The 25,239-nt window shown below is 31.8% G+C and carries 27 protein-coding genes, 1 tRNA gene and 1 pseudogene; 8 read left to right on the forward strand and 21 right to left on the reverse strand.

The window, feature by feature from the left end; all coding sequences use genetic code 11:
* The first annotated feature begins 42 nt into the window (after positions 1 to 42).
* On the forward strand, positions 43 to 1,257 hold the full coding sequence (locus WNY60_RS00110) for a DNA polymerase IV (protein ID WP_145002074.1): 1,215 nt from the start codon (positions 43 to 45) through the stop codon (positions 1,255 to 1,257).
* Positions 1,257 to 4,214 (forward strand): DNA polymerase III subunit alpha, encoded by a 2,958-nt coding sequence (dnaE, locus tag WNY60_RS00115; protein ID WP_342861057.1) that lies wholly within the window; start codon positions 1,257 to 1,259, stop codon positions 4,212 to 4,214. Before WNY60_RS00110 ends, dnaE begins: the two co-directional genes overlap by 1 nt.
* 157 nt (positions 4,215 to 4,371) lie before the next feature.
* On the opposite strand, the gene WNY60_RS00120 is transcribed toward dnaE, so the two are convergent.
* A tRNA-Met gene (locus WNY60_RS00120) sits at positions 4,372 to 4,445 on the reverse strand.
* Between the two features lie 142 nt (positions 4,446 to 4,587).
* On the opposite strand from WNY60_RS00120, the gene WNY60_RS00125 reads away from it, so the two are divergent.
* Positions 4,588 to 4,974: an START-like domain-containing protein gene (locus tag WNY60_RS00125; RefSeq protein WP_145002055.1), complete on the forward strand. Its 387-nt coding sequence runs from the start codon at positions 4,588 to 4,590 to the stop codon at positions 4,972 to 4,974.
* A 52-nt stretch (positions 4,975 to 5,026) separates the two neighbouring features.
* Positions 5,027 to 5,869, forward strand: coding sequence for an aminotransferase class IV (locus tag WNY60_RS00130; RefSeq protein ID WP_342861058.1), 843 nt, complete (start codon positions 5,027 to 5,029; stop codon positions 5,867 to 5,869).
* Here the strand turns inward: WNY60_RS00130 and WNY60_RS00135 are convergent.
* The 5 genes from WNY60_RS00135 to WNY60_RS00155 form a co-directional block, all read right to left on the reverse strand.
* The gene (locus tag WNY60_RS00135) at positions 5,866 to 6,426 is read right to left on the reverse strand and encodes a YqgE/AlgH family protein (protein ID WP_145002053.1); all 561 of its coding nucleotides are present in this window, start codon (positions 6,424 to 6,426) and stop codon (positions 5,866 to 5,868) included. The genes WNY60_RS00130 and WNY60_RS00135 overlap by 4 nt on opposite strands.
* Before the next feature lie 119 nt (positions 6,427 to 6,545).
* Positions 6,546 to 6,818 (reverse strand): HU family DNA-binding protein, encoded by a 273-nt coding sequence (locus WNY60_RS00140; protein ID WP_028281811.1) that lies wholly within the window; start codon positions 6,816 to 6,818, stop codon positions 6,546 to 6,548.
* Positions 6,819 to 7,010: 192 nt separating this feature from the next.
* Positions 7,011 to 7,961 carry a methionyl-tRNA formyltransferase gene (fmt, locus tag WNY60_RS00145; RefSeq protein ID WP_342861059.1) on the reverse strand — a complete coding sequence of 317 codons (951 nt, stop codon included), beginning with the start codon at positions 7,959 to 7,961 and terminating at the stop codon, positions 7,011 to 7,013.
* Positions 7,958 to 9,859 (reverse strand): RecQ family ATP-dependent DNA helicase, encoded by a 1,902-nt coding sequence (locus tag WNY60_RS00150; RefSeq protein WP_342861060.1) that lies wholly within the window; start codon positions 9,857 to 9,859, stop codon positions 7,958 to 7,960. The genes fmt and WNY60_RS00150 overlap by 4 nt, the downstream gene beginning before the upstream one ends.
* Positions 9,859 to 10,401, reverse strand: a complete 543-nt coding sequence (locus WNY60_RS00155) for an ATP-binding protein (RefSeq protein ID WP_342861062.1) — start codon at positions 10,399 to 10,401, stop codon at positions 9,859 to 9,861. The genes WNY60_RS00150 and WNY60_RS00155 overlap by 1 nt, the downstream gene beginning before the upstream one ends.
* Positions 10,402 to 10,490: 89 nt before the next feature.
* On the opposite strand from WNY60_RS00155, the gene WNY60_RS00160 reads away from it, so the two are divergent.
* The 4 genes from WNY60_RS00160 to WNY60_RS00175 all read left to right on the forward strand — a co-directional run bounded on the left by WNY60_RS00160 (position 10,491) and on the right by WNY60_RS00175 (position 13,230).
* Positions 10,491 to 10,784 (forward strand): DUF493 family protein, encoded by a 294-nt coding sequence (locus tag WNY60_RS00160; RefSeq protein ID WP_145002049.1) that lies wholly within the window; start codon positions 10,491 to 10,493, stop codon positions 10,782 to 10,784.
* A gap of 72 nt (positions 10,785 to 10,856) precedes the next feature.
* The gene (locus WNY60_RS00165) at positions 10,857 to 11,516 is read left to right on the forward strand and encodes a DUF4290 domain-containing protein (protein WP_145002048.1); all 660 of its coding nucleotides are present in this window, start codon (positions 10,857 to 10,859) and stop codon (positions 11,514 to 11,516) included.
* 8 nt (positions 11,517 to 11,524) lie between these two features.
* Positions 11,525 to 12,841 carry a UDP-N-acetylglucosamine 1-carboxyvinyltransferase gene (gene murA / locus WNY60_RS00170; RefSeq protein WP_145002047.1) on the forward strand — a complete coding sequence of 439 codons (1,317 nt, stop codon included), beginning with the start codon at positions 11,525 to 11,527 and terminating at the stop codon, positions 12,839 to 12,841.
* 5 nt (positions 12,842 to 12,846) lie between these two features.
* Complete coding sequence (locus WNY60_RS00175) at positions 12,847 to 13,230, forward strand: lipocalin family protein (protein WP_342861063.1); 384 nt, start codon at positions 12,847 to 12,849, stop codon at positions 13,228 to 13,230.
* Positions 13,231 to 13,296: 66 nt separating this feature from the next.
* On the opposite strand, the pseudogene WNY60_RS00180 reads toward WNY60_RS00175, so the two are convergent.
* The 15 genes and pseudogenes from WNY60_RS00180 to WNY60_RS00250 all read right to left on the reverse strand — a co-directional run bounded on the left by WNY60_RS00180 (position 13,297) and on the right by WNY60_RS00250 (position 25,225).
* Positions 13,297 to 13,620 (reverse strand): annotated as a pseudogene (locus WNY60_RS00180) (SnoaL-like domain-containing protein).
* Between the two features lies 1 nt (position 13,621).
* Positions 13,622 to 14,926, reverse strand: coding sequence for a deoxyribodipyrimidine photo-lyase (locus WNY60_RS00185; RefSeq protein WP_342861064.1), 1,305 nt, complete (start codon positions 14,924 to 14,926; stop codon positions 13,622 to 13,624).
* A 3-nt stretch (positions 14,927 to 14,929) separates the two neighbouring features.
* Positions 14,930 to 15,391: an SRPBCC family protein gene (locus WNY60_RS00190; protein ID WP_339809109.1), complete on the reverse strand. Its 462-nt coding sequence runs from the start codon at positions 15,389 to 15,391 to the stop codon at positions 14,930 to 14,932.
* A 10-nt stretch (positions 15,392 to 15,401) separates the two neighbouring features.
* Positions 15,402 to 15,863 carry a TspO/MBR family protein gene (locus WNY60_RS00195; protein WP_342861066.1) on the reverse strand — a complete coding sequence of 154 codons (462 nt, stop codon included), beginning with the start codon at positions 15,861 to 15,863 and terminating at the stop codon, positions 15,402 to 15,404.
* Positions 15,860 to 16,402 carry a glutathione peroxidase gene (locus WNY60_RS00200; protein WP_145002041.1) on the reverse strand — a complete coding sequence of 181 codons (543 nt, stop codon included), beginning with the start codon at positions 16,400 to 16,402 and terminating at the stop codon, positions 15,860 to 15,862. Before WNY60_RS00200 ends, WNY60_RS00195 begins: the two co-directional genes overlap by 4 nt.
* Positions 16,403 to 16,406: 4 nt before the next feature.
* Positions 16,407 to 17,090 carry an SDR family oxidoreductase gene (locus tag WNY60_RS00205; RefSeq protein WP_342861067.1) on the reverse strand — a complete coding sequence of 228 codons (684 nt, stop codon included), beginning with the start codon at positions 17,088 to 17,090 and terminating at the stop codon, positions 16,407 to 16,409.
* 98 nt (positions 17,091 to 17,188) lie between these two features.
* The gene (locus WNY60_RS00210; protein WP_145002039.1) at positions 17,189 to 17,413 is read right to left on the reverse strand and encodes a hypothetical protein; all 225 of its coding nucleotides are present in this window, start codon (positions 17,411 to 17,413) and stop codon (positions 17,189 to 17,191) included.
* 4 nt (positions 17,414 to 17,417) lie between these two features.
* Positions 17,418 to 18,113, reverse strand: coding sequence for a GTP cyclohydrolase I FolE (gene folE / locus WNY60_RS00215; protein ID WP_145002038.1), 696 nt, complete (start codon positions 18,111 to 18,113; stop codon positions 17,418 to 17,420).
* A 62-nt stretch (positions 18,114 to 18,175) separates the two neighbouring features.
* Entirely contained in the window at positions 18,176 to 18,454 is a 279-nt protein-coding gene (locus WNY60_RS00220; protein ID WP_292948500.1) for a TIGR03643 family protein, read from the reverse strand.
* Positions 18,455 to 18,883: a hypothetical protein gene (locus tag WNY60_RS00225; protein WP_145002036.1), complete on the reverse strand. Its 429-nt coding sequence runs from the start codon at positions 18,881 to 18,883 to the stop codon at positions 18,455 to 18,457.
* A gap of 111 nt (positions 18,884 to 18,994) precedes the next feature.
* Positions 18,995 to 20,479, reverse strand: coding sequence for an FAD-binding domain-containing protein (locus tag WNY60_RS00230; protein ID WP_342861070.1), 1,485 nt, complete (start codon positions 20,477 to 20,479; stop codon positions 18,995 to 18,997).
* 176 nt (positions 20,480 to 20,655) lie between these two features.
* Positions 20,656 to 22,188: a cryptochrome/photolyase family protein gene (locus WNY60_RS00235; protein WP_342861071.1), complete on the reverse strand. Its 1,533-nt coding sequence runs from the start codon at positions 22,186 to 22,188 to the stop codon at positions 20,656 to 20,658.
* Positions 22,189 to 22,372: 184 nt separating this feature from the next.
* Positions 22,373 to 23,686, reverse strand: a complete 1,314-nt coding sequence (locus WNY60_RS00240; RefSeq protein WP_342861072.1) for a DASH family cryptochrome — start codon at positions 23,684 to 23,686, stop codon at positions 22,373 to 22,375.
* The gene (locus WNY60_RS00245; RefSeq protein ID WP_342861073.1) at positions 23,656 to 23,808 is read right to left on the reverse strand and encodes a DUF2256 domain-containing protein; all 153 of its coding nucleotides are present in this window, start codon (positions 23,806 to 23,808) and stop codon (positions 23,656 to 23,658) included. Before WNY60_RS00245 ends, WNY60_RS00240 begins: the two co-directional genes overlap by 31 nt.
* On the reverse strand, positions 23,801 to 25,225 hold the full coding sequence (locus WNY60_RS00250; protein ID WP_342861074.1) for an SDR family oxidoreductase: 1,425 nt from the start codon (positions 25,223 to 25,225) through the stop codon (positions 23,801 to 23,803). The genes WNY60_RS00245 and WNY60_RS00250 overlap by 8 nt, the downstream gene beginning before the upstream one ends.
* Between the last annotated feature and the right edge of the window lie 14 nt (positions 25,226 to 25,239).

A 25,239-nucleotide genomic window follows, 5' to 3' on the forward strand; every position in this document is an offset into this window, starting at 1 on the left:
ATATAAGCAATAATTACTTAAATATGTAGCTAATTTTGTAGCATGCAAAATAATATTTTACATCTAGATTTAGACACTTTTTTTGTCTCATGCGAGCGACTAATAGATAGTCGTTTACAAAAAAAACCTTTATTAGTTGGAGGTACAGGAGATAGAGGTGTAGTGGCAGCTTGTAGTTATGAGACTAGAGTGTTTGGTATACATTCTGGTATGTCCATGAAAGTTGCTAGACGCTTATGTCCAGAAGCTACAGTAATTAGAGGAAATGCTTCGATTTACACAAAATTTTCGCATCAAGTTACAGAGATTATAAAAGAAAAAGTACCTGTATTTGAAAAAGCAAGTGTGGACGAGTTTTACGCAGATTTATCAGGAATGGATAAGTTTTATGGCTGTTATAAATACGCGTCAGAGCTTAGACAAAAAATAATTAAAGACTCTGGATTACCCATTTCGTTTGGATTGTCTGCCAATAAAATTGTATCTAAAGTAGCAACTGGTGAAGCTAAACCAAATAACCAATTACAGATAGATTCTGGTTTTGAAAAAGATTTTTTGGCACCATTATCCATTCGTAAAATACCATCTGTAGGAGAAAAAACCTATCAGGTGTTAAGAGGTTTAGGAGTGGATAAAATTAGCGTCATCCAACAAATGCCACTAGAGATGATGATTAGCGCATTGGGCAAAAATGGACGTACTATTTGGAAGCGTGCACATGGTATTGATAATCCACCTTTAGTTCCTTTTTATGAGCGTAAATCACTGTCTACAGAGCGTACTTTTGGAAAAGATACCATTGACATGGTCAAGCTTAGAACCACCATTTTTGCTATGGCAGAAAATTTAGCATTTCAATTAAGAAAGGGTAATAAACTAGCAGGAACACTAAGTGTAAAAATTAGATATTCAGATTTTAATACCTATTCTAAACAAATTAAAATATCATATTCTAGTGCAGACCATGTTATAATTCCTAAGGTTTTAGAGCTGTTTGAAAAACTATACCAACGTAGATTATTAATCCGATTAGTTGGTGTAAAAATTAGTGATATCGTAACAGGAAGTTATCAAATTGACCTTTTTGATGATACCGAAGAAATGCTAAGTCTTTACAATGCTATGGATACCATAAGAAACAGATATGGTGACTTAAGCATCATGAGAGCGTCTGCAATGGGAGCAAAAACCATTGGTAGATTTGATAACCCTTTTAATGGCGAACCACCAATTTTACTAGCACATCGTAACCAATAATGTATTTAAACTGTCACACATATTACTCCTTACGTTTTGGAACTTTTTCTGAAACCGACCTTTTAGATTTAGCACAAGCTAATGCTTTGGATGCTGTAGCGTTGACAGATATTAACAATACATCTGCTTGTTTAAATTTTGTACGTCACGCAAAAAAACGCAAAATTAAAGCAATAATTGGTATCGATTTTAGGGTTGGAGCACAGCAAAATTATGTAGGCTTAGCAAAAAATAATGAGGGTTTTAAAGCCTTAAACCAATTTTTGTCTAAGCATTCCGAGCAAAAAATAAAACTACCTGATATTGCACCAACATTTGATAATGCTTTTATAATCTACCCTTTTGAAAAAGTATTGCAGCAAAATAAAAATACTTTTGCTAAAAACGAGTTTGTAGGCGTGTCAATTAACGATTTGCGTAAGCTTAGGTTTTCAAAAATAAAACAACAACAAAGTAAAATTGTTTTATTACAACCAGTAACCGTTAGAGATAAAAAAGATTTTAATGCACACAGATTATTAAGAGCCATAGATAATAATACATTATTAAGTAAACTTGAAAAAACGGAAGAGTGTAACCCATTGGATAAAATGTTGTCTTTGGACGAATTAAATACAGCTTTAGCTGAATTTCCTTTTATAATAGAAAACACAAAAAACCTAATTAAGCAATGCGATATCAATTTTGGCTTTGGTGATGAGAGAGAATCTCAAAATCAAAAACTATACACAGACTCGTTTGAAAATGATTGTTTACTACTAGAAAAATTATGTGATCAAGGTTTGCCAAAACGCTATGCTAATCCAACATCAAAAGTATTTACGCGTTTAAAAACCGAATTAGAGACTATAAAATCCATGAATTTTGTGTCCTTTTTTCTTATCAATAACGATATCGTGTCTTATGCTAAAAGTAAAGGTTATTTTCATGTTGGACGTGGTAGTGGTGCCAATAGTATAGTTGCTTATATTATTGGGATTACAGACGTAGATCCAATCGAGTTAGATTTGTATTTTGAACGTTTTATAAATCCATACAGGGCATCTCCACCAGATTTTGATATTGATTTTTCATGGAAGGATCGTGAGGATGTGACAGATTATATTTTTAGAAGATTTAAGCACACAGCATTATTAGCAACCTACAATACGTTTAAATATAGAGCAGTTGTTAGAGAGTTAGGTAAGGTTTTTGGTTTGCCAAAAGAAGAAATAGATAAGCTTAGTAAGAATAATTATGATGTCTCTGATTTGGATGATATTTCAAAACTGGTTTTAAAATATGGTAAATTAATTGAAGGTTTTCCAAATCATTTAAGCGTGCATTCCGCAGGAATATTAATATTAGATAAGCCTGTGCATTATTATTCTGCGACAGATTTACCTCCAAAAGGGTTTTCTACGGTACAATTTGATATGATTATTGCAGAAGATGTTGGCGTGTTTAAATTTGATATTTTGGGACAACGTGGTTTGGCAAAAATTAAAGAAGCACTAGAAATTATTGCAGAAAATAGACCAGAAATACCACCAATAGATATTACAAATGTGGAGGCTTTTAAAAAAGATCCCAAAATTAATAATTTATTAAAATCTGGTGGTGCAATTGGTGCTTATTATGTCGAGTCTCCTGCTATGCGTGGCTTGATGCAACAATTACAAACTCAAGATTATTTAGGTTTAGTCGCAGCTAGTTCAATTATTAGACCAGGCGTATCGGGTTCTGGTATGAAAGAAGAGTTTATTAAAAGACATCGTCATCCAGAAAAACGCAAAGAGGCACATCAAATATTATATAATATTATGCCAGAAACCTATGGTGTAATGGTATATCAAGAGGATGTATTAAAAGTGGCAAATCAGTTTGCAGATTTAACTTTAGGCGAAGCAGATGTACTTAGGCGAGGGATGAGTGGTAAGTTTAGGTCAAGAAAAGAATTTGAAGCAGTCGAGGAAAAGTTTATTGCTAATTGCAGAAACAAAGGGTATGCTGACAACTTAATTTTTGAAGTTTGGAATCAAATTAAAAGTTTTGCTGGTTACGCTTTCGCGAAAGGACACTCGGCATCTTACGCAGTAGAAAGTTATCAAAGTTTATATTTAAAATGCTATTTCCCGTTGGAGTTTATGACTGCTGTACTTAATAATGGAGGTGGTTTTTATAGCGCAGAACATTATTTTCATGAAGCTAGGCAACAAGGTGCTACGATTTGCTTACCATGTATTAATAAAAGCGATCATCCAAATAGATTAATTGGTACCTCAATTTACTTAGGATTTGGATATTTAAAAAACTTAGAAGATTATACTGTTAATAGGGTTTTAACTGAAAGACAATTACATGGTCCATTTAAATCTTTAGATGATTTTATCGATAGGATTTTGATTACTATTGAACAATTAACCATTCTAATAAGGATTGATGCATTTAGGTTTACTAATAAATCTAAAGTAAAATTACTGTGGGAAGCTATTTTTAAATTGAACGCTAAAGAAAAAGAGACCATACAATCCAGATTATTTAAAACAGATCATAAGCAATTTACATTACCCAAACTAGATAATAATTGGATTGAAAATGCTTATGACCAAATGGAGTTACTTGGATTTCCGTTATGTAATTATTTTGATTTAATAAGTGAAACTAAGAATGATGGATTTTTTGCAGATCAAATGAATCAATTTATTGGCAAAAACATGCTTATTTACGGAAATTTAGTGACCACACGTTTTAACAAAACGTCACAAGGCAAACTAATGCGACTTAGTACATTTGTTGACCAAAAAGGTGCCTATTTTGATGCAGTACATTTTACAGATGTTGTTAATCAGTTTCCTGTTAACGGTCTAGGTGTTTATAGATGTTATGGAAAAATAACAGATAGATTTGGTTTTTACAGTATGAGTGTAGTTTGGAGTAAAAAGCTAGCAATACTTAAAGATTCTAGAAGCGTATAGTTAGCGTCGTAAATTTTAGATGTTTAATTTTTAGTATTCAAATCGTATGCATTATCGTATTCACTTTCGTACGCAAATGTAATAATCTGTTTAAAATTAAGCATAAAAAAAACGGTTTAGAAGACTAAACCGCTTATTTACAATCGTTTTACATTTGTAGCGAGAAGGGGGCACGATCCCCTGACCTCTGGGTTATGAATCCAACGCTCTAACCAACTGAGCTACCTCGCCATAATTTTGAGAGTGCAAATATATAAACATTATTCTTGTTGGCAAACATTATTTTAAATAAAAATTTTTATTTGAAATATTTTCTAAACTTATTAATTAATGTATATATTGGACAAAATAAAATTTACAAGACTACAATTAAATGGAAGATAAAATAAAGTACGAGATGGAGTTTGTTGTACATGCTTCACCATCATTACTATACCAATATATATCGACACCTTCAGGATTGTCAGAGTGGTTTGCTGATAACGTAAATTCTAGAGGAGAATTATATAAATTTATTTGGGATGGTTCTGAGGAGCAGGCTAAATTAATTACAAAAAAATCTGGCGAGCGTATTAAGTTTAAATGGTTAGCGGATGAGGATGAACCATATTTTTTCGAAATAAAAATTCAAGTAGACGAAATAACAAAAGATGTATCAATAATTATTACTGATTTTGCTGAAGAAGATGAAGTTGATGAAGCTAAAATGCTTTGGACTAATCAAATTTCTGATTTAAAACAAGTATTAGGTTCTGCCTAAAAATAAATACATTTAAAGTATATTTGTCCCATTGAAAAATGGGACTTTTTTTATGATAAATTTTAACGGTAAAATTCAAGAAAATAATTTAGTAATTTCTAATAATAATCGTGGCTATTCCTATGGAGATGGGCTTTTTGAAACTATAAAAGCGGTACATGGTAAATTATTGTTTTTTGAAGATCATTACTTTAGATTAATGGCATCCATGCGTATTATGCGAATGCAAATACCAATGGATTTTACAATGGAGTTTATAGAAGAGCAAATTATAAATACCTTAAAGGCTAACGATTTAAATACACAATCTGCACGTGTGAAAATTCAGGTTGATAGAGTGGAAGGTGGGTTATATTTACCTGAAAACAATACGATTAACTTTGTAATAAGTGTAAAAAAAATAGACAGTGATTTTTATCTTTTAAACGAAGAAAATTATGAGGTAGATTTGTTTAAAGATCATTATTTGTCTCCAAGTTTATTGACAACACTCAAATCAAATAATAAAGCGTTAAATGTAATAGGAAGCATTTTTGCAAAAGAAAACAGATTAGACAATTGTTTATTAATAAATACTAATAAAAGTGTCGTAGAGGCCTTAAATGGAAATTTATTTTTAGTAAAAGGTAATACCATAAAAACAGCTCCATTATCTGATGGTTGTTTAAAAGGTGTTTTAAGAAAACAATTAATTGATATTATTAAACTTTTGCCAGATTACACCATCGAAGAAACATCAATATCTCCTTTTGAGCTTCAAAAAGCAGATGAGTTATTTCTAACAAACGTTATACAAGGTATCCAGCCTATTACAAAATATAGAAAAAAGGTATTTAAAAATGATACAACAAAAATGTTGTTACAAAAGCTAAATGTGAAAGTTAGATTAGGCTAATTATAACTTGGGTTTTCAGGTGCATTAGACCAAATGGAGTAGTCACCACCTAACTCGACCATTTTTTCTTTCCAAAGGGTTTCATAGCTTTTTTCAATAATATCTTTCTTGTAGGTATTTTTTGTAACAACCCATGCATTGGATTTAAGTTCAGTTTCCAATTGGTTGCTTTCCCATCCAGAGTAGCCTAAAAAGAATTTGATATCATTTGCTGTGATTTTTTGTTCAGCAATTAAATTAGCGACAATATTAAAATCTCCTCCCCAAAAAATTCCTAAAGAAATCTCTACACTATTAGGGATTAAGTCTGGACGCTTATGTATAAAATATAAATTATCTTGTTCCACAGGGCCACCATTGTAGACTTTAAAAGAAGCATCTAATTCTGGTATTAAATCACTGATAGTATAATTTAAGGGCTTGTTTAAAATAAAACCTATAGCGCCTTCTTTATTATAATCAGTAAGCAGTACTATAGATCTATTAAAAGACATATCTCCTATTATAGAAGGCTCTGCGATTAATAAGTCACCCTTTTCTGGTTTGGTTGTAGTCATTTTAAAAGGATTTGTTTCTTAAATGTAGCATTATTTATTTAATAAACAAAGTATATGATGTATATAAAATAAAAAAAGCCTTCAATATTGAAGGCTTTTTGAAATATTTTAAACAAATACTAGTTAACAGCATTTGCTAAATCAGAACCAGCTTTAAACTTAACTACGTTTTTAGCTTTGATTTTGATAGTTTTTCCAGTTTGTGGGTTTCTTCCGTCTCTTGCAGCTCTTTTAGATACTGACCAAGAACCAAAACCTACTAAAGAAACTCTATTACCTTTTTGTAAAGATCCTTCAATTTCGATTAACGCACACTCTAAAGCTTTCTTTGCAGCTGCTTTAGTAATTCCTGCGTGTTCTGCCATAGCATCGATTAAATCTGTTTTGTTCATAATTTTAATTTTAATTATTAATAAATAGTTGATTAACAGTTTTTGTTAAATCCTTTTACAAATTTATACGGATTATGCTACTATGCAAGTAATAGCAAGGGAAATGCGCACATTTGTTAATAACTTATAGCATTTGTTAATAAAGAGGACGTTTTTTTAATGGTTTATAGTTATATCAATGATACTAAGGGTTTAGCGAAGTTTTGCGTCTTCGTCAAAATTATAACCATTTAAAAGAGATTTTACTTCCATATTTCGTTTTCCAGGTAATTTTAATTCTAATATAGTTATAAAACCCTCTTTAACAGCTACTTTAAGTGTAGATTTATTGCTAATAATTGTACCTACTTCTATATTATGGTCTTCAAATTCTTTTTCAGCTTTATAAATTTTGATATCTAAAACGTCGTCATTATTATGCAATTCGCACCAAGCAGCAGGATATGGGCTTAATCCTCTTATTTTATTGTAAATAGCTTCGATAGGTTGTGTAAAGTCTATTTTGCAGTTATCTCTGTTAAGCTTATATGCTGTTCTAGAAATGGCATCTTCGGACTGTGGTGTAGTTGTAACATCACCTTTTTCAATAAGTTTTATAGTGTCTATTATTAAGTCACTACCTAACATCATTAATTTATCATGTAGGCTTCCTGCGTTTTCAGAAGGATCGATTGCAATGTCCTTTTGCAAAATCATTTCGCCAGTATCAATTTTTTCGTCAATAAAAAAGGTGGATACACCTGTTTTTGTTTCACCATTAATTATAGCCCAGTTTATTGGCGCTGCACCTCGATAGTTTGGTAGTAATGAGGCATGCAAATTAAAGGTGCCATACTTTGGCATATCCCAAACAACTTTAGGTAACATCCTAAAAGCGACTATTATTTGAAGGTTTGCCTCCAAAGCTTTTAATTCGTTTAAAAAATCGTCACTTTTTAAATTGGTAGGTTGTAAAATATTTAAGCCATTTTGTTTTGCAAATACTTTTACTGCAGACTCGTGTATTTTACGTCCACGTCCAGCAGGTTTATCTGGTGCTGTAATAACACCAACTACATTATAGTCTTGATCTAAAATAGTTTTAAGGGTCGTTACCGCAAATTCTGGTGTACCCATAAATACAATTTTTATGTCTTTATTCATATATGTTTTAATTTATAACTATTAGTTTTTGTAAGTTCTACAATGTCATCTTCTAATAGTTTTTTTAGTGTATTGTTTATATCCTCTTCTGTAAAAGGTAACGTTTTAAATAATGTTTTAGAGTTTTTGTCTCCAAATTCTAAGCATTCAATTATTTTATTTTTAACTGTTTTAATATCTGTTTTAGGTTTCGCTTTCGCGGAAATACAAACACTGCAAATCCCACAAGGTTGTACATCTTTTTCACCAAAATAAGTTAGTAGTTGTATGCTTTTGCAAAGTTGGTCATTATTAATATAATCCAATACTGCTTGTACTTGTTTTTGTTTTAATGTGTTTTGTTGTTTAATTATTGATGCAATACGATTTATGGTTTTTTCGTCTTCACGAGGTTCTATAAAGGTAATTTGAGCATCTGTTTTATTAATAAGTAATGTAATAACTTCATCTTTAGCTAATTGTTCTAAAACATATACAAGTCTCATTTCTTTAATTCCTGCTTTATCAGAAATAAGACTGCTATTTATTTTTGTACTATGCTCAAAAATTCCGCCATAAGTTCTTAATATAGACTTTATAATAATTTCAAAATCTTTATGTGCGTCCAAGTATTTAAATAAGGCGTGACTACTAATTAAAAATTGGACCTCAATCCGTTTATTAAATTGCTTACTAAGCGTTATTATACTGGTATTGTCCAATATGTTTAAGGCGTTGTAAGTAGTTACAGTGTTAAATTTATAAGTTTTGCAAAACTCATTAAAATTAAAATCAAAGGTTTGATATGCACCTTCACCATAGGATATTTGAAAATAGCTAAATAGTTTTCTGTAAACAATTTTTACAAAATCTACCGTTGGTAAAACTTTTAAAAACTGATTGTTTAAAGTGGTATTATCATTGTTGTTTTTTAAAATTACAGCATAAGCTTTAGCTTCATCACGACCAGCACGTCCCGCTTCTTGAAAATAACTTTCTATACTATCAGGTAAGTTAATATGTATTACTGTTTTTACATCAGATTTATCAATTCCCATTCCAAAAGCATTGGTGGCAACCATAACTTGTTTTTTACTACTTAACCAATCGTTTAAATGTAGGTCTTTCATAGTATTGTTTAATCCTCCATGATAGTAAGTGCTGCTTATGTTTTTACTTTCTAGGTATTGGGTTATTTCTAATGTTAGACGTCTGTTTCTAACATATATAATTGAGGGTTGTTTGTTTTTAAGCAATATGGCTTCAAGTCTAAAGTACTTATCCTCTTCTTCAAAAACCATATAAGCAATATTAGGTCTGTAAAAAGATTGTTTAAAAACTTTAGGACTAATAAAGTCCAATTCGGTTATAATATCCTCCACCACTTCTGGTGTTGCACTTGCTGTTAAGGCAATAACGTTAACTGTTGGATGTAATTGTCGTAATATATTTATGTTTTTATAAGCTGGTCTAAAATCGTTTCCCCATTGACTAATGCAATGGGCTTCATCCACAGCAATAAGATTAACATTCATCTGTCTAATACGATCTTGCACTAGCTCTTGCTGTAAACGCTCTGGTGATAAATATAAAAACTTATAGTTTCCGTAGATACAATTATCTAAAAGGGTGTCTATTTCTTTATTTGGGATTCCGCTAGTTAATGCAATAGCTTTAATCCCTTTATTTAAAAGGGCATTAACTTGATCCTTCATTAATGCAACTAATGGAGATATTACAATACAAATACCCTCTTTAGCTAAAGCAGGTATTTGAAAACAAACACTTTTTCCGCCACCTGTTGGTAGCAATGCAAAAGTGTCTTCGTTATTAATTACAGCATTAATAATATCTTCCTGTAATGGTCTAAAATCCGTAAATTTCCAATAACGTTCTAATATGTTTATTGGATGCGCCATTACAATGCTTTAACAACATCAATTATATGTTGCGCTCTAGTCTCTATACTACCAAACGGAACATCTTGTAAGTGGTAATCGTATTTATTATAAGTTTTTAAAAGGTTTTCATGAATAATTTTGGCGTCTTCAAAACTTTCGTAACGCACAGCATCACTTTGGTAAATTTCCTGCCAAGGTGCTAATATAAATACGTAGTCGTACACATTATCTTGGCACGATTTTATAAAAGCATCAGGATAATCTTCGTTTGCATAATCCATGTATGCCACAACGTCAGGAACACCTCTGTCTAAAAAAACAAATTCACTATCGCTATTTTCAGCGTCTTTATACTGTTGCTCGCGACCTTTTAATAATAGCTCGCTAAACAATAACGGTTGCGTTAAAAACATTTGATCAATACCTTTTTCTCTTGCTTCAAGCGTCACTTGACGAGAAATTTCTTCGTAGCAAGTATAGCCACGCTTAGTTAATTCGTTTATAATTGCCGATTTTCCTGTGCTTGGACCTCCTGTAATTACTATTTTTTTTGCTTTCAAAGGGAAATAATTTATTTGTAAAAATCCGAAATATATTCTTTAAAAAAAAATATAAACAAAATGGTATATTTGTTGCTCATTAAAAAGGTATGAATAAGACACCAAATCCAGAAGAATTTTACGCAAAATTAAAGGCGCAATTACAGGACACAGCGATGTGGCCAAATGAATATTTATATAAATTTATTGTATTATCCGATTTACAAAAAATAGCCGAAATTGAAGCTATCTTTGATAATATGGGATCAGTAATTAGAACAAAAGAGTCTAGTAACGGTAAATATACAAGCGTATCTATTAATGTAACAATGAAAAACCCTGATCATGTTATAGAAAAGTATCTTGAAGTTACAGAAAAAGTTGAAGGCGTGATAAGTCTTTAATTTTTTTTTGTATTTTGCACAAGCATTAGAGACTTCAATGCAACACATATAACTTTCTACACTTTTTTTATTTTGATAGACGATATAGAGTATAACACAGAGCGTGAACATTTAATTATTCCAGAGTATGGACGCCATATTCAAAAAATGATTAATCATGCTAAAGCACAAGAGACCAAAGAAGAGCGTAATAAACTAGCTAAATCTATAATAGCTGTAATGGGAAACATGCAACCACATTTGCGCGATGTAGCCGATTTTCAGCACAAATTATGGGATCAGTTATTTATAATGTCAAATTTTGAGCTAGATGCAGATTCACCTTATGGTGCTCCTTCAAAAGAAGAACTGTCAGAGCGTCCACAACCTTTAAAGTATCCTCAAAATTTTCCAAAATATAGATTTTATGGTAATAATATAAAAACCATGATTGACGTCGCAAACACTTGGGAAGATGGCGAAATGAAAGAAGCATTGACATATACCATTGCTAATCACATGAAAAAGTGTTTTTTAAATTGGAATAAAGATACAGTAGAGGATGATGTGATTTATGATCATTTATATGAATTGTCTGATGGTAAAATTAATTTAAAAAATACAGACGAAGATTTAACAGACTCTACTAGATTAATGAAAGCCTCTAGTGGCAAAAAGTATTCTAACAGTTCTAATAAAAAAACAGGACAAAAGAAAAACAATAATCAAAACAGAAACAGAAAAAGATACTAATACTATTTATGGGAACATTTAAAATTGAAGGTGGTCACCAACTAAAAGGAGATATTCAGCCTCAAGGCGCAAAAAACGAAGCATTACAAATATTATGTGCAGTTTTATTAACTCCAGAAAAAGTAACCATAAATAATATTCCTGATATTATTGACATTAATAAATTAATTACCCTATTAGGTAATTTAGGCGTTAAAGTTAACAAGATAAAAGACGAAACTTATACGTTTCAAGCAGACGAAGTTAATTTAGACTACATGCAAACTGCCGATTTTAAAAAAGAGGGTAGTGGACTTAGAGGGTCAATCATGATGGTTGGACCTTTATTAGCACGTTTTGGTAAAGGGTATATCCCAAAACCAGGAGGCGATAAAATTGGACGTCGTCGTTTAGATACTCATTTTGAGGGATTTATTAATTTAGGAGCTAAATTTAGATATAATCGTGAAGACTATTTTTACGGTGTAGAAGCAGATAAATTAATTGGGACAGACATGCTTTTAGACGAAGCCTCTGTAACTGGAACAGCAAATATAGTTATGGCAGCTGTATTAGCACAAGGTACAACAACCATTTACAACGCTGCATGTGAGCCTTATTTGCAACAACTGTGCAAAATGCTTAACCGTATGGGAGCAAAAATATCAGGTGTTGGTTCTAACTTATTAACTATTGAAGGTGTTGATAGCTTAGGCGGAACAGAGCATACCATGCTACCAGATATGATTGAAATTGGGAGTTGGATTGGTTTAGCAGCAATGACTAAAAGTGAACTGACTATTAAAAATGTAAGTTGGGATGATTTAGGACAAATACCTAATGTGTTTAGAAAATTAGGAATTACTGTTGAAAGAAAAGGGGATGATATTTACATTCCTGCACATAAAGATGGTTACCAAATACAAAATTACATTGATGGTTCTATATTAACAATTGCAGATGCACCTTGGCCTGGATTTACACCAGATTTGCTTAGTATTGTATTAGTAGTAGCTACTCAAGCAAAAGGTGAAGTTTTAGTACATCAAAAAATGTTTGAAAGTCGTCTGTTTTTTGTAGATAAACTTATCGATATGGGAGCAAAAATTATACTTTGCGATCCACACAGAGCAACAGTAATGGGTCATGACTTCAAGTCTCAGTTAAAAGCAACAACAATGGTGTCTCCAGATATTAGAGCAGGTATATCATTATTAATAGCTGCATTATCTGCCAAAGGAACATCAACAATTCATAATATTGAACAGATTGATAGAGGTTACCAAAAAATTGTAGAACGTTTACAAGCTATTGGAGCCAAAATAGAACGTTTAGAAGGAAATTAGTACCTATGAAAAGCTTGAAAACACCATTAATTTTAGTATTAGTATTTACATTATTATCTTTTCAATCAATAGATAAGATATTAGGTAAATGGGAAATTGATAAAGTAACGGTCAATTCAATTGAGCAAGAAAAAGAAGAAGACAGGAATTATATTGAATTTTTGGAAAATGGTATAGTCAATTCGTATATAACTAATGAAGGCACTATTGATACTGAACATTCTGGTACTTGGATATATAATGAAGATGAAAAAACACTGACAATAAAAGAAGAATATGTTCCTGAAGAACAATACAAAGTAGTACAATTAGATAACGAAAATCTTATTATGAAATCAGTAAATAAAGAAGAGGACGTTGTTATTGAAATTTATTTCAAAAGAAAATAAAATTATTAAAAAAAGCTTCGATTAAAAATTGAAGCTTTTTTTAGTTTTAAATAGGCATTAGACTTATTATATATTATAAAAATACTGCTCACTAGTAATTTTACCATCCTTTACTTCATAGACACAAACTTCTTCCATTTGTTATCTTCCTCTGTCTTTAAATGTGCAATCAAAAGTCATTTTTGCAGTAAAAAAAATTTGTACGACAACTAGATCGCTAATAGGAATGGCATGAAACGCTTCCAGATTTTCTAGCCATTGTTTACTTTTATTCCAAATATTTTGTTTTCCAGAGGTTATTTCTCCTGGCATTCTTGGCATTTCTTTACAAACCACATTGTCTGCATACAGTTGTTCTACACAGTCTAGGTTTTGACCTCCTATACACATATTAGCTAACCGCTTCCTTATAAACTTTTAAACAACGCTCTCTTGCTTCTTTATGGTCAACAATGGGTTTTGGGTAGGTAAGCTCCTGATAGTCCGGAACCCATTGTTTAATATAGTCATGTTGTTTATCAAATTTATCAATTTGAGTTGTTGGATTAAATATTCTAAAATAAGGAGAGGCATCGACTCCTGATCCAGCTACCCATTGCCAATTACCAACATTACTAGACATATCATAATCATGTAGTTTTTCGGCAAAATAAGCTTCACCCCAACGCCAATCAATTAAAAGATGCTTGCATAAAAAACTACCCACTAACATACGTACGCGATTATGCATAAAACCTGTTTGGTTTAGTTGGCGCATGCCAGCATCTACTAATGGATAACCTGTTTTACCCTCACACCATGCTTTAAATTCGGTTTCATTATTACGCCATTCTATACGATCATATTTTGCTTTGAAGGCATCTTTATGTGTTTGAGGGAAATGCCACAATATTTGCATAAAAAATTCTCTCCAAATTAATTCTTGCCAGAAAATTTCATTGTTTTCTGCAATAGCTTTTTTTATCATTTTTCTGACACTTACTGTTCCAAAACGTAAATGAGGACCCAATTTAGAGGTGGTATCTTTAGCAGGAAAGTTTCTAGTAGCTTCGTAATTTTGAATCAATGTTGGTGTAACTGTGTAGTCTTCTATTTTTTGTGATGACTGTTTAAAACCAATATCGGACAAGCTTAAGTTTGGCAATCTTGTATGTTCTACTAAATTGTTTAGGTAGGAATTTGTATAAAAAATTTCTAGATTATAAGATTTAAAGTTTTCTTTCCATACACGCATATAAGGTGTGTAGACAACATAAGGGTCACCATCTTTTTTTACAACTTCATCTTTCTCAAAAATAACTTGATCTTTATAGGTCTTAAATTTAATCTCGTTTTTTGATAATAAATTTTCTATTTCTTTATCTCTTTTTGTAGCATAAGGCTCGTAATCGTGATTTGTAAAAACAGTATCGATAGTATACTCATCCATCAAAGTTTTAAAAACATCTTTTGGATTATCATAATACATTGCAATACTACTTTGGTGTTCTGCTTGTAATGTGTCACGCATGTTTTGTAAAGTATTATATATAAAACTTACACGTGCATCGTCTTTAGGTAATTGATCTAATATAGATTTATCAAATATAAAAATTGGTAAAACAGGATGGTCAGATTGTAACGCGTTAAAAAAACCAACGTTGTCATCTAACCTTAAATCGCGTCTAAACCAAAAAATGTTTATAGGTGTTTTCATGTATTAATATTTTCCAAAAAGTGCTTCCAATTTTTTCGTTCTGTGATTAAAAATTTCTTCTAGTTTAGGTTTAACTATTATGGGATGTACTAGCTGTCCTAGAATGCCAAAAGGGACTTTATAGTCTATGATGTCTTCCATTTCTACACCACCATCAATTTCTTTAATAAAATGTTTATGATGCCATAAGGCATAAGGTCCAAAACGCTGTTCATCTACAAAATATTCACCCTCTTTAACGTGTGTTATTTCTGTTACCCATTTTGTTTTTATACCTAAAACAGGTGTCACAATGTATTGTATAATTTGTCCTGCAAACATGGGTCTATCTGCTCCAGACAAGATATTAAATCCCATGTAATCTGGAGTTATTGTTTTTAGGTTTTTTGGGTCTGATAAAAAATCCCAAGCTTGCGCTTTTGTAATTGGTAAGTTTTGTTTTTTATGTAATCTATAAATTTTCATAATAATTAGTCTAATTATATATTAAAATATAAGCGTTTAATGAAGTAGCAATTATTAGCCATATGATATATGGAAACAATAAATAACTTAGATTTTTGAGTGTTTGTTTATACTTAACAAATAGATATAAAATGACAATAGTTAATGCTACAATGACTATTAAAGCTAGAAACACTTGATGTAAATTGAAAAAAATATAATTCCAACTAACATTTAAAAATACTTGTAAAACATAAACTAAAATTAATTTTTTACTTTTTACAAGTGAAAATAATTTGGATAGGTAAATCGAAAAACACAGCATTATTAACGTCCATGCTACACCAAAAACCCATCTTGGTGGTGTCCAAGGTGCCTGATTTAAATTAGTGTACCAATCTGATAAAGGACCATTATCCATTAACCAGCTTCCAAAGGCTAATCCACCAAAATTAATGACGCTAAATATTAAGAAAAGTAAAAGTTGTTTCATTTTAAATATTTAGTGATTTTTGAACTATTTGGATTAGAAGTAGAGTATAGGTAGTCTAATAATTGACCCTCTGGACTAACAATGTATTTTTGAAAATTCCACTTTACTGATGAATTACTTTTACCGTTTTTTTGTTGTTGTGTAAGCCAAGCATATAAAGGATGTTGATTGTGTCCTTTAACATCTATTTTTTCGGTAATTAAAAATGAAACTCCGTAATTTACTTCACAAAATTCTTCTATCGCATTAGCATCTCCAGGTTCTTGATTTCCAAATTGATTACATGGCACTCCTATAATTTGTAATTTATCTTTATATGTATCGTGTAAGATTTGTAAATCTTTGTATTGTGGTGTAAAACCACATTTGGAAGCAACGTTAACAAATAAGATGTGCTTGCCTTTAAAAGCACTTAAATTAATTGGTTGTCCTTGCAAACTATTAATTTTAATATCGTAGATGCTTGGTAGATTTTTTAAATCAATTTTAGGATTACTTCTAGAAAAAAAAGTAGCAACAAATGCTTTAAATGGATTCATGCTATTAGATTTTAAAACTTACTATACCGCAATCCATTTCAAAGACTTGACCAGAGAGTGACAAAGCTTTGTCTGAGGTTAAAAACTGGGCCATATCTGCTACTTCTTGAGGATTTAAAAACTTTTTAAGAGGATGTCTATCTGTTATGTTCTCAATCATTTTCTCATTACGTAATAGTTTAGAGGCTAATTCAGTGTCTGTAACTGTTGGTGCAATAGCGTTAATCCTAATAGTTGGAGCCATTTCTGCTCCTACAGATTTAACTAGTCCTTCTATTGCGCTTTTAGAGGCAGCAACGCTAGCATGAAAAGGCATACCTAATTTTGCAGCGACAGTACTAAATAATACAATGGACGGATTGTTTCCTTTTTTTAAAGGGTCAATGTACTTTTGTATTGCTTTAACTGCGCCAATGACGTTAATTTCAAAATCTGCTCTAAAATCATCTAATTTTAATCTACCTATAGGTTTAAGATTAATACTTCCTGGACAATAAATTAGTGTGTCCACTGCTTCTATATCAGGTAATACTTCAGTTAGTATGTCACAATTATGATGTGTAAGGTTATCATGCTCAAAGTCAGGTTTAGTGCGACTTATGTTTATTACCTTGTGCGTGTTTAAAAAAGTTTGTGTAATGGCTTTACCTATACCTTTACTTCCTCCTATAATTACTAAATTTTTCATGGTTTTTTTGATTTTTAGGTATAAAAAAAGTGGTATCAATAAGATTTCTCTTATTAATTAATACCACTTAATATGTCATTTGGATTATAATCTAGTGCCTATGCAGCAGATGGTCTTCCTTTTAATCGTTTTTCAATCTTTTGTTTGATAGCAGTCAAATCTTTCATAATATCCATTAACTTAGGATCTTTGTTTTCTTTGTAAAGCTCATTCACACCAAGTATTAAATCTTTAGCTTCTCTTGACGCAAGAATACGATCACTTGTTGTAATAAACTTGTGTTTTTTTTCTGTAAACTCTATTGCTTTTTCTACGATACTCATAATGCTACTCTTTTAAATAATTTTGTAATTCGGCTATTTTTTCTGGCGTATTAAATTTTCCACCATAAAAAGTCGTCACTGTTGCAGAAGTTTCATCTTTAATGCCTCGTGACGATACACACAAGTGTTTGGCATCAATTATAACAGCAACATCATCAGTTTGCAATGCGGCTTTTAGCTCTTCTGCTATTTGGTTTGTTAAGCGTTCTTGTACCTGAGGACGTTTAGCGAAATACTGTACAATTCTGTTTAATTTTGATAAGCCTATAACTTTCCCTGAAGAAATATAAGCTACATGAGCTTTACCTATAATGGGTACAAAGTGATGCTCGCAATTGGAGTAGAAGGTAATGTTTTTCTCCACCAACATTTGATTGTATTTGTATTTATTGTCAAATAACGCAATTTTTGGCTTATTTTGAGGGTTTAATCCAGAAAATATTTCATCAATGTACATTTTTGCCACTCTTTTTGGAGTGCCTTTTAATGAATCATCTGTTAAATCTAAACCCATAACATCCATTATTTCTTCAAAAAGTATAGCAATTTTTTCTTTCTTTACTTCATCAGAAAACTTGAAAGCGTCACGCTTCATAGGTGTTTCAAGACCTGTATACATGTGATCGTCTCCAATGTCTTGATAGTCAATACCATTAAGGTCTTGATGGTTTAGGGCTGGCATTATGTCTTGTTTAATCATTTTATCTTTTTATATGCTGTATTTGGTCAATCAAGCCAAATCAAAGCAGTTTTTGTAAATATCTAACGTTTAGATATTTTATTGTGAGTAATTTGTTTTTGTCTTGAGCATTTAAAGCGTCCATCCTCAAACACTCTTTTTTTGCTGTGTTTTGTATTTCTACCTTGCACTCTGGCTCTCCATAATCTAAAACTACTAGGTTTCATTTCACGACGCATTAATGTAATAACGTCTTGCTCTTTTAACCCAAATTGAAATGTTATAGCATCAAAAGGTGTGCGATCTTCCCATGCCATTTCAATAATGCGATCTAATTCTTCAATTGTAAATTCTTTTGTCATTTAAAGTGGCGAAAAATTAAATTGTTCGTCATATTTTATCTTCTCATTCATTAATTTATCAAAAAACTTTTTATTCTCTTTAAAGGTTTTATTATTTCTAAAATGAATAAATTTTCCGTTTGAGTGAATACTAGACCCATTTGTTTTGTAAACTACTAGTTGGTAATATGGTATGGCCCAAGTAAAATTTTTCAAGCCTTTTGTTATGTGTATTAATATACCAATTGGTCTTAACTCTATATTCCCATAATTAGTATCACTAACTGTATTCAAAATTGATGCCATATTAGGACTAACTTCGTCAACAATCATTCTTTTTGATCCTACACCTCTCATCTTAATAGATTGTATAAGACTAAAAGGTTTACCAACGATGTCATCAATTAGTTTGTTGTTCTCCTTATTAGTATGTGTTGTATTTAGTAACAAAAGTTGTTTTCTGATTAATTATACTCAAATATACAAAATGTTTAACCTTTTTAAGTTAACGTTAAACAATATTTAACATATTAAATTTAATTATCCTTAAATAGAAGTAACTTATTGATTGCGAAGTAATTTATTACGGTCACTTAAGGTATGTCGTTTTAAAATACGATAACTTTCTTTTTTTACCAAAACATTGTCTTTCATGTTCCATAGTGTGTCACTTGCAAATGTTCTGGTTCGCTTTTCGTTAATTATTGGGTAAGGATAATCAGTTCCAAGCTGAAATCCTGTCAGTTGCTGGTCAAAATAGGACATATCGCTTGGATTATGAATAAATGGTGCTTCTAGACATGCCAATTCTGGAACCCATTTTTTGATAAATTGACCTTTAGGATCATGTTCTATGCTATTTTTTAAAGGGTTGTAAATACGTAACGTATTAATACCTGTTTCGCCAGCTTGCATTTGTATTTGTGGGTAATGTATACCAGGCTCGAAGTCTAAAAATAAGCTTGCTAGATGCGCGCTCATATCTTGCCAAGGTTGCCATAAGTTATGCGTAAAAAAGGAAACGACTAAAGCACGCATTCTAAAATTTAGATATCCAGTTTCTTTTAAACAGCGCATGCATGCATCTACTAAAGGAAAGCCTGTTTGCCCATTCTTCCAAGCGTCTTGATATTTTAAATTAACGGGTTTGTTAAGTTGATGGTAGCCTTTGTTTACACTTTTAAACTCCATTAGATGTTCCATTTCAAACTTTTGTATAAAGTGTGCTTGCCAACGTAGTCTGGATACAAATGCGTTTAAGTGTCTTTTGTGTGTTTTGTGTTTTACAACGTCTGATGCGCCATTAATAACCTGTTTTATAGATAGATTTCCCCAAGCAATGTAAGGGGATAACCTGCTGCAGCCCGTTCTAGCATCTAATGGTTTTGAAATGTGGTACATGTAATTGTGATACCTACCGTTGTAAAACGATTGCATGTATTTTAATCCTGTTGTTGTGCCTCCTTTTTGAAATGTTTTTGAAATGCCCGTTGACACGGAAATTGTGTTTAGTTTCGATTCAAGCGATTCAATTTGATTTATATTTAGTAGTTGATTTGGTTTCGGTTGAAACAGAAACTCTGCTTGCATCATATAATTGTCCCAATTCTGATACCATGTATTTCTGTTGCTTAGTCCACGTTGCACACCATTATTGTCATTTTCTGACCAAACAATAGTGTTTTTGGCCGAAAATTCCGCGAAAGCGATATCTCGTTTAAACGTAGATAAAATACCTGTCTCTTTATGAGAAAATACGTTTGTGACGTTAAAAGTTGTGTTGATGGTTTTTATAACCTTTTGGATGTCATTTTGGACAACCATTATTTTGGAATTGTATGGTTTTAATTGTGCGCTTAAATCTTCTAAAGATTGTTTTACAAAGTCCCAATGACGCTGGCTATAATGTTTGTCTTGTAATAAAAAATCTTCAAAAGTGTAGAGTAGGAGCGTGTGCTGACCTGAGTTTAAAGCATTAGTAATGGCTTCGTTATCTTGTAGTCGAAGGTCGCGTTTTAGCCATACTATGCTTAGGTTTTGTTTCATTTTTATTGATTTCTCTTTATTACTTCTCGATACAATTTGTTCGTGCCTCACAAATCACTCGAAGTGACGTTGTGTGATTGTTTTACGTTTTTAATTTTGTTATTATCTATTCTTTTACGTAATCGTCACATCGAGTGGTTTTTAGTTTTTCTCTAAAAATTGTATCGAGATATTTTTTAAAAACTATCAGGATTTTCAATAATTTGTTGTGCTCTTTCCTTTAAGCTACTTAATTGTTTGGCTTCCATTTTATCTAATAGGCTGTACATCATTTTCATTCTGAAATTGTCACCTAATTGTTTGCGCTTGTCATCCAAAAAATTCCAATACAAACTGTTAAATGGACAGGCTTTGTCGCCCAATTTTTCTTTTTTATTATAGTGGCAACTATCGCAGTAATTTCCCATTTTATGTATGTAACTTCCGCTAGACACGTATGGTTTTGTTGCTATTTTTCCGCCATCTGCAAATTGACTCATCCCTCTGGTATTAGGAAGCTGAACCCACTCCACAGCATCCACATAAATACCCAAATACCAGGCGTCCACTTGATCAGGATCTATTTGTGCTAATAATGCAAAATTACCAGTAACCATTAGGCGTTGGATATGGTGTGCATAACCATTGTCCAAACTATTGTTAATGGATTGTTTAAGGCAATTCATTTTTGTGTTTCCTGTCCAATAAAAATCTGGTAAATTATTGTTGTTTTCAAGATAGTTAAGCGTTTTATATTCTGGCATTAAAGCCCAATACATGCCACGCATATATTCTCTCCAACCTAAAATTTGCCTAATAAAACCTTCTACTTGACTAATATTTATATCGTCGCCATGTTTGCGCCAATAATTAAGTACAGTATCGACTACGTTTTTAGGCGAAATTAATTTTAGATTCATTGCAAAAGATAACCTAGAATGAAATAAATAAACTTGGTCTGTGTGCATGGCATCTTGGTAATCTCCAAAATGAATCAGCAATACTTCGCAAAAATATTTAAGTTGCTCTAGTGCTTGTTGCCTATTTATAGGATAACTAAAGGTTTTGGTGTCTAAATTACCTATGGTTTTAATATCCTCTTTTTCTATTAGCGTTACAATAGCTTCAATATCGTTTTTGAAATATTTGTAAGGCGGAATAGGATGTTCTGCTTTCCATTTATTGCGGTTACTTTTATCGTAATTCCATTTACCGCCTTCAGGTTGTTCTGCAACCATTAGTATATCGTGTTTTTTACGCATATCACGATAAAAATTTTCCATTAGGTATTGTTTTTTACCTTTAAAAAACTGTTTTAAATCTTGACGTTTTGTGTAAAAATGTTCTGTTAAAAATGCTTCTGTATCTATATCTAACGATTTACAAAAAGTTGACAATTGCTCGTCTAATCTATATTCGTCAGGTAATTGATATTCAAATTTAGTAATGTTATGTTCTTCAATTAGTAACTTAAGGTTGTCTGTTAAGCTTTGCGTGTTTTTACTGTCGTCTAATTTTAAATATTGTACAGTAAAACCTTGGTCTTTTAAATGTTGACCAAAATCACGCATGGCAGCAAAAAAACCAATAACTTTTTGGATGTGATGAGTAACGTAGTCGGTTTCTTGACGCATTTCGAACAAACAATACACTGTATTTTCCGGAGTGTTTTTGTACCAGCTGTGTTTACTGTTTAGTTGGTCGCCAAGTATTAGTCTTAATGTTTTCAATGGTAATTAGTTTTTTTATTTATTTTAAAAGTGCTTCGCCTTTTAGGTCAAACCTTCCGAGTTTTTTTAAGAAAACCCACCTTACTTTAGCTAAAGGAAGGAGTTTACAACTGTATAAGTTTTGTGTTATAATTGTCTTGACACGCTACGCTCGTGACTATTAAATCACTGAAGCTAATGTGTTTTAAAAAAGGATATCTTGCAGCCATAAGCGTTGATATTTCCCGTTAGTATCATAGCGTTCTGCTTGGAGTTTTACGTTAAATTTTCGGTCTCTTGGATCGTTTCCAACGCCTGCAACATACATCCAGTTTCCGTAGTTACTGTGCACATCATAATCTATAAGCATACTTTCAAAATAACTTGCTCCAATACGCCAATCTAATTCTAAAGATTTTGCAAAATAGCTGGCAACATTTTGTCGTCCACGATTACTCATCCAACCTGTTTTTTTAAGCTCAAGCATGTTAGCATTAACAAAAGGTTCTGTCGTGTTACCATCAATCCATTGTTTAATTTTTGTTTGATTTGTAGACCAGTTGTATTTCTTGTTTAAAATACCACCTATTTTAAATAGTTGGTTACCGTGTTTTAAGGACACGTATTTAAAATAATCGCGCCAAATCAATTCAAAAATTAGCCAATACGTAGATTCATTTTTTACATGCTCATTTTCAAAACGTTTGACTTGGTAATAAATTTGTTTTGCAGACAAACTTCCGTTTGCTAACCATGGCGAAAACTTAGAGCTAAAGTCTGTACCTATTAATCCATTTCTAGTTTTTTTATAAAAGCCTAGTTTTTTGGTTTCGAAAAAATAATTATTTAACCGTTTTAAAGCTTCGGCTTCTCCTCCTTTAAAAGGAAACGCATTATTAGGATGCGGAGTAATAGCATCCAATCCTAGATCTTTTAAAGTCGGAATAGTTGTGTTGTTTGTTATGTTGAAGTTTTCAGCTGTAGCTGAATTAGTGACGTTTAAAGGTCTGATTGTACTTAGTTTTTCGCATTGTTTCCTGAATTGTGTGAATACGTGAGGTAATGCTTCCGTTTTAAACGGAATATCTTCCGGATGGTATAAAAACTGGTCGTAAGTTTCAATATATTCTATGTCATCTGTAAGATTAGCTTTTACTTGATTGATAACAGAAACCTCTTCGTCTGTCCATTCTTTTTGAAGATATACAGTCGAAATATTATGTAGTTTAACTAAGTCATGGATGGCATGTTCTGGAGTTTCCGTGTAAACGAACAACGGAATATTAAGCTGCTTTAACTGTTGCTTTAAATCCGTTATAGTCTCAATTAAAAACTGCCCTCTAAAGTTTTCTGTCTTTTTAAACCCAAAGGGAGATAATTTAAACTGTCTTGGGTCAAAACAATAAACAGCAATAGTAGATGTGCTGTTTTCTATTGCATTTTTAAGTGCAATATTATCTTGAGTTCTTAAGTCGTTTTTAAACCAAACTAAGCTGTTTTTGTTTTGTTTCGTTTGCATTTTTCACTACAATATTTTACGTCATTCCAACTCTTTTCCCATTTTTTACGCCAAGTAAAAGGTAATTGGCAGGTTGGGCATGTTTTGGTTGGAAGGTTTTGTTTTTTTATATTTTTAGGCATTGGCTAATTTGTTAATCATCCCTTTAAAAATAAAACCATGAAAAGGGAGTACGCTATACCAATACAAACGACCAGCCAATCCTCTAGGTCTAAAAGTAGCACGTTGGTAAACTTTACCTTTGGCCACTCTAAATTCTAACCAGGCTTCTCCGGGAAGTTTCATTTCCGCAAAGAGTATTAGACGTTGTTGTTCTTTATCTGCTAAAAGGACACGCCAAAAGTCTAAAGCATCTCCAGTTTTAATTTTAGTTTTATTAGTACGTCCACGACGTAAACCAATACCACCAACTAGTTTATCTAAAAAACCTCTGATTTTCCATAAAAACGTACCGTAATACCAACCGTTTTCGCCACCAATAGCCCAGATTTTTTCAAGTGTACGCTGCTCGTCTTTTACTTCGCGCTCTTTTATGTCTGTAAAACAACCATGTTTTGGTACTTTTAAATATTGTGTGGAGGCTCGTTTTTTAAATCGGCTATTAATAAGTGCATCTTTCCAACTTGAAATAATATCGTTACCTTCAATCTTTACAAAAGCTAATTCTACAGCTTGTTTGTAGGACATAGGAGTGACGTCTAATAATTGGTTGATGTTACTTTTTTCGCCTATAATTTCAATTCCCATGCTATTTACTAATGATGAAGCCAATTTATAAGACGTTGACGTTACAAAATATAGCCAATAGCTGGATAGTTTTGGGGTCATTACAGGTACAGTTAATATGTAGCGCTTTAATTTTCTGGCTTCAGCAAATTTTAATAACATTTGCTTATATGTCATGACTTCTGGTCCAAAAATATCGTGTGAAGTATTGTATAATTCTGTATTTCCTAGACCACGAATTAAAAATGTTAAGACATCTCTAACGCCAATAGGTTGAGTTTTTGTATTTAACCATTTTGGTGCTACCATTACAGGAAGTTTTTCTACTAAATCTCTTATAATTTCAAAACTAGCACTTCCAGAACCTACAATTATACCTGCCTTAAAAACAGTTAAGGCGTAGTGCTGGGATTGTAAGGTTGTTTCGACATTTTTTCTAGATAATAAATGCTTGGATAATTTGGTGTCGTTTGTAATACCACTTAAATAAATGACTTGCTTGGCGTTAGTTGTTTCAATATAGTTTTTGAAATTAACTGCGCAGTCTTCTTCCATTTGATGAAATTGATCTACCGAATTTGACATAGAATGAATCAAATAATAGGCAGCATCAATATCTTTTGGAATATTACTTAAAGTTTCAGGCTTTAGAAAGTCAGCCTCAATAACGTGTAAATTTTCTTCTTGAGAGTATTTACGTTCTGTACGTAATTTACCTCTAACTGCACAAACTACTGTGTGTCCTTGCTCTAATAGTAACGGGATAATGCGCTTACCAATGTAACCTGTTGCTCCTGTTACTAATATTCTCATGGGTTTGGTTTTAA

Source organism: Olleya sp. AS48, assembly GCF_038900355.1.
GTDB lineage: Bacteria > Bacteroidota > Bacteroidia > Flavobacteriales > Flavobacteriaceae > Olleya.

Excerpts from the sequence above, each read along its gene's own strand:
- WNY60_RS00110 (WP_145002074.1), top strand. The coding sequence starts at position 43 with ATGCAAAATAATATTTTACATCTAGATTTAGACACTTTTTTTGTCTCA.
- dnaE (WP_342861057.1), top strand. The coding sequence starts at position 1,257 with ATGTATTTAAACTGTCACACATATTACTCCTTACGTTTTGGAACTTTT.
- WNY60_RS00125 (WP_145002055.1), top strand. The coding sequence starts at position 4,588 with ATGGAAGATAAAATAAAGTACGAGATGGAGTTTGTTGTACATGCTTCA.
- WNY60_RS00130 (WP_342861058.1), top strand. The coding sequence starts at position 5,027 with ATGATAAATTTTAACGGTAAAATTCAAGAAAATAATTTAGTAATTTCT.
- WNY60_RS00135 (WP_145002053.1), bottom strand. The coding sequence starts at position 6,426 with ATGACTACAACCAAACCAGAAAAGGGTGACTTATTAATCGCAGAGCCT.
- WNY60_RS00140 (WP_028281811.1), bottom strand. The coding sequence starts at position 6,818 with ATGAACAAAACAGATTTAATCGATGCTATGGCAGAACACGCAGGAATT.
- fmt (WP_342861059.1), bottom strand. The coding sequence starts at position 7,961 with ATGAATAAAGACATAAAAATTGTATTTATGGGTACACCAGAATTTGCG.
- WNY60_RS00150 (WP_342861060.1), bottom strand. The coding sequence starts at position 9,859 with ATGGCGCATCCAATAAACATATTAGAACGTTATTGGAAATTTACGGAT.
- WNY60_RS00160 (WP_145002049.1), top strand. The coding sequence starts at position 10,491 with ATGAATAAGACACCAAATCCAGAAGAATTTTACGCAAAATTAAAGGCG.
- murA (WP_145002047.1), top strand. The coding sequence starts at position 11,525 with ATGGGAACATTTAAAATTGAAGGTGGTCACCAACTAAAAGGAGATATT.
- WNY60_RS00175 (WP_342861063.1), top strand. The coding sequence starts at position 12,847 with ATGAAAAGCTTGAAAACACCATTAATTTTAGTATTAGTATTTACATTA.
- WNY60_RS00185 (WP_342861064.1), bottom strand. The coding sequence starts at position 14,926 with ATGAAAACACCTATAAACATTTTTTGGTTTAGACGCGATTTAAGGTTA.
- WNY60_RS00190 (WP_339809109.1), bottom strand. The coding sequence starts at position 15,391 with ATGAAAATTTATAGATTACATAAAAAACAAAACTTACCAATTACAAAA.
- WNY60_RS00195 (WP_342861066.1), bottom strand. The coding sequence starts at position 15,863 with ATGAAACAACTTTTACTTTTCTTAATATTTAGCGTCATTAATTTTGGT.
- WNY60_RS00200 (WP_145002041.1), bottom strand. The coding sequence starts at position 16,402 with ATGAATCCATTTAAAGCATTTGTTGCTACTTTTTTTTCTAGAAGTAAT.
- WNY60_RS00205 (WP_342861067.1), bottom strand. The coding sequence starts at position 17,090 with ATGAAAAATTTAGTAATTATAGGAGGAAGTAAAGGTATAGGTAAAGCC.
- WNY60_RS00210 (WP_145002039.1), bottom strand. The coding sequence starts at position 17,413 with ATGAGTATCGTAGAAAAAGCAATAGAGTTTACAGAAAAAAAACACAAG.
- folE (WP_145002038.1), bottom strand. The coding sequence starts at position 18,113 with ATGATTAAACAAGACATAATGCCAGCCCTAAACCATCAAGACCTTAAT.
- WNY60_RS00220 (WP_292948500.1), bottom strand. The coding sequence starts at position 18,454 with ATGACAAAAGAATTTACAATTGAAGAATTAGATCGCATTATTGAAATG.
- WNY60_RS00230 (WP_342861070.1), bottom strand. The coding sequence starts at position 20,479 with ATGAAACAAAACCTAAGCATAGTATGGCTAAAACGCGACCTTCGACTA.
- WNY60_RS00240 (WP_342861072.1), bottom strand. The coding sequence starts at position 23,686 with ATGCAAACGAAACAAAACAAAAACAGCTTAGTTTGGTTTAAAAACGAC.
- WNY60_RS00245 (WP_342861073.1), bottom strand. The coding sequence starts at position 23,808 with ATGCCTAAAAATATAAAAAAACAAAACCTTCCAACCAAAACATGCCCA.
- WNY60_RS00250 (WP_342861074.1), bottom strand. The coding sequence starts at position 25,225 with ATGAGAATATTAGTAACAGGAGCAACAGGTTACATTGGTAAGCGCATT.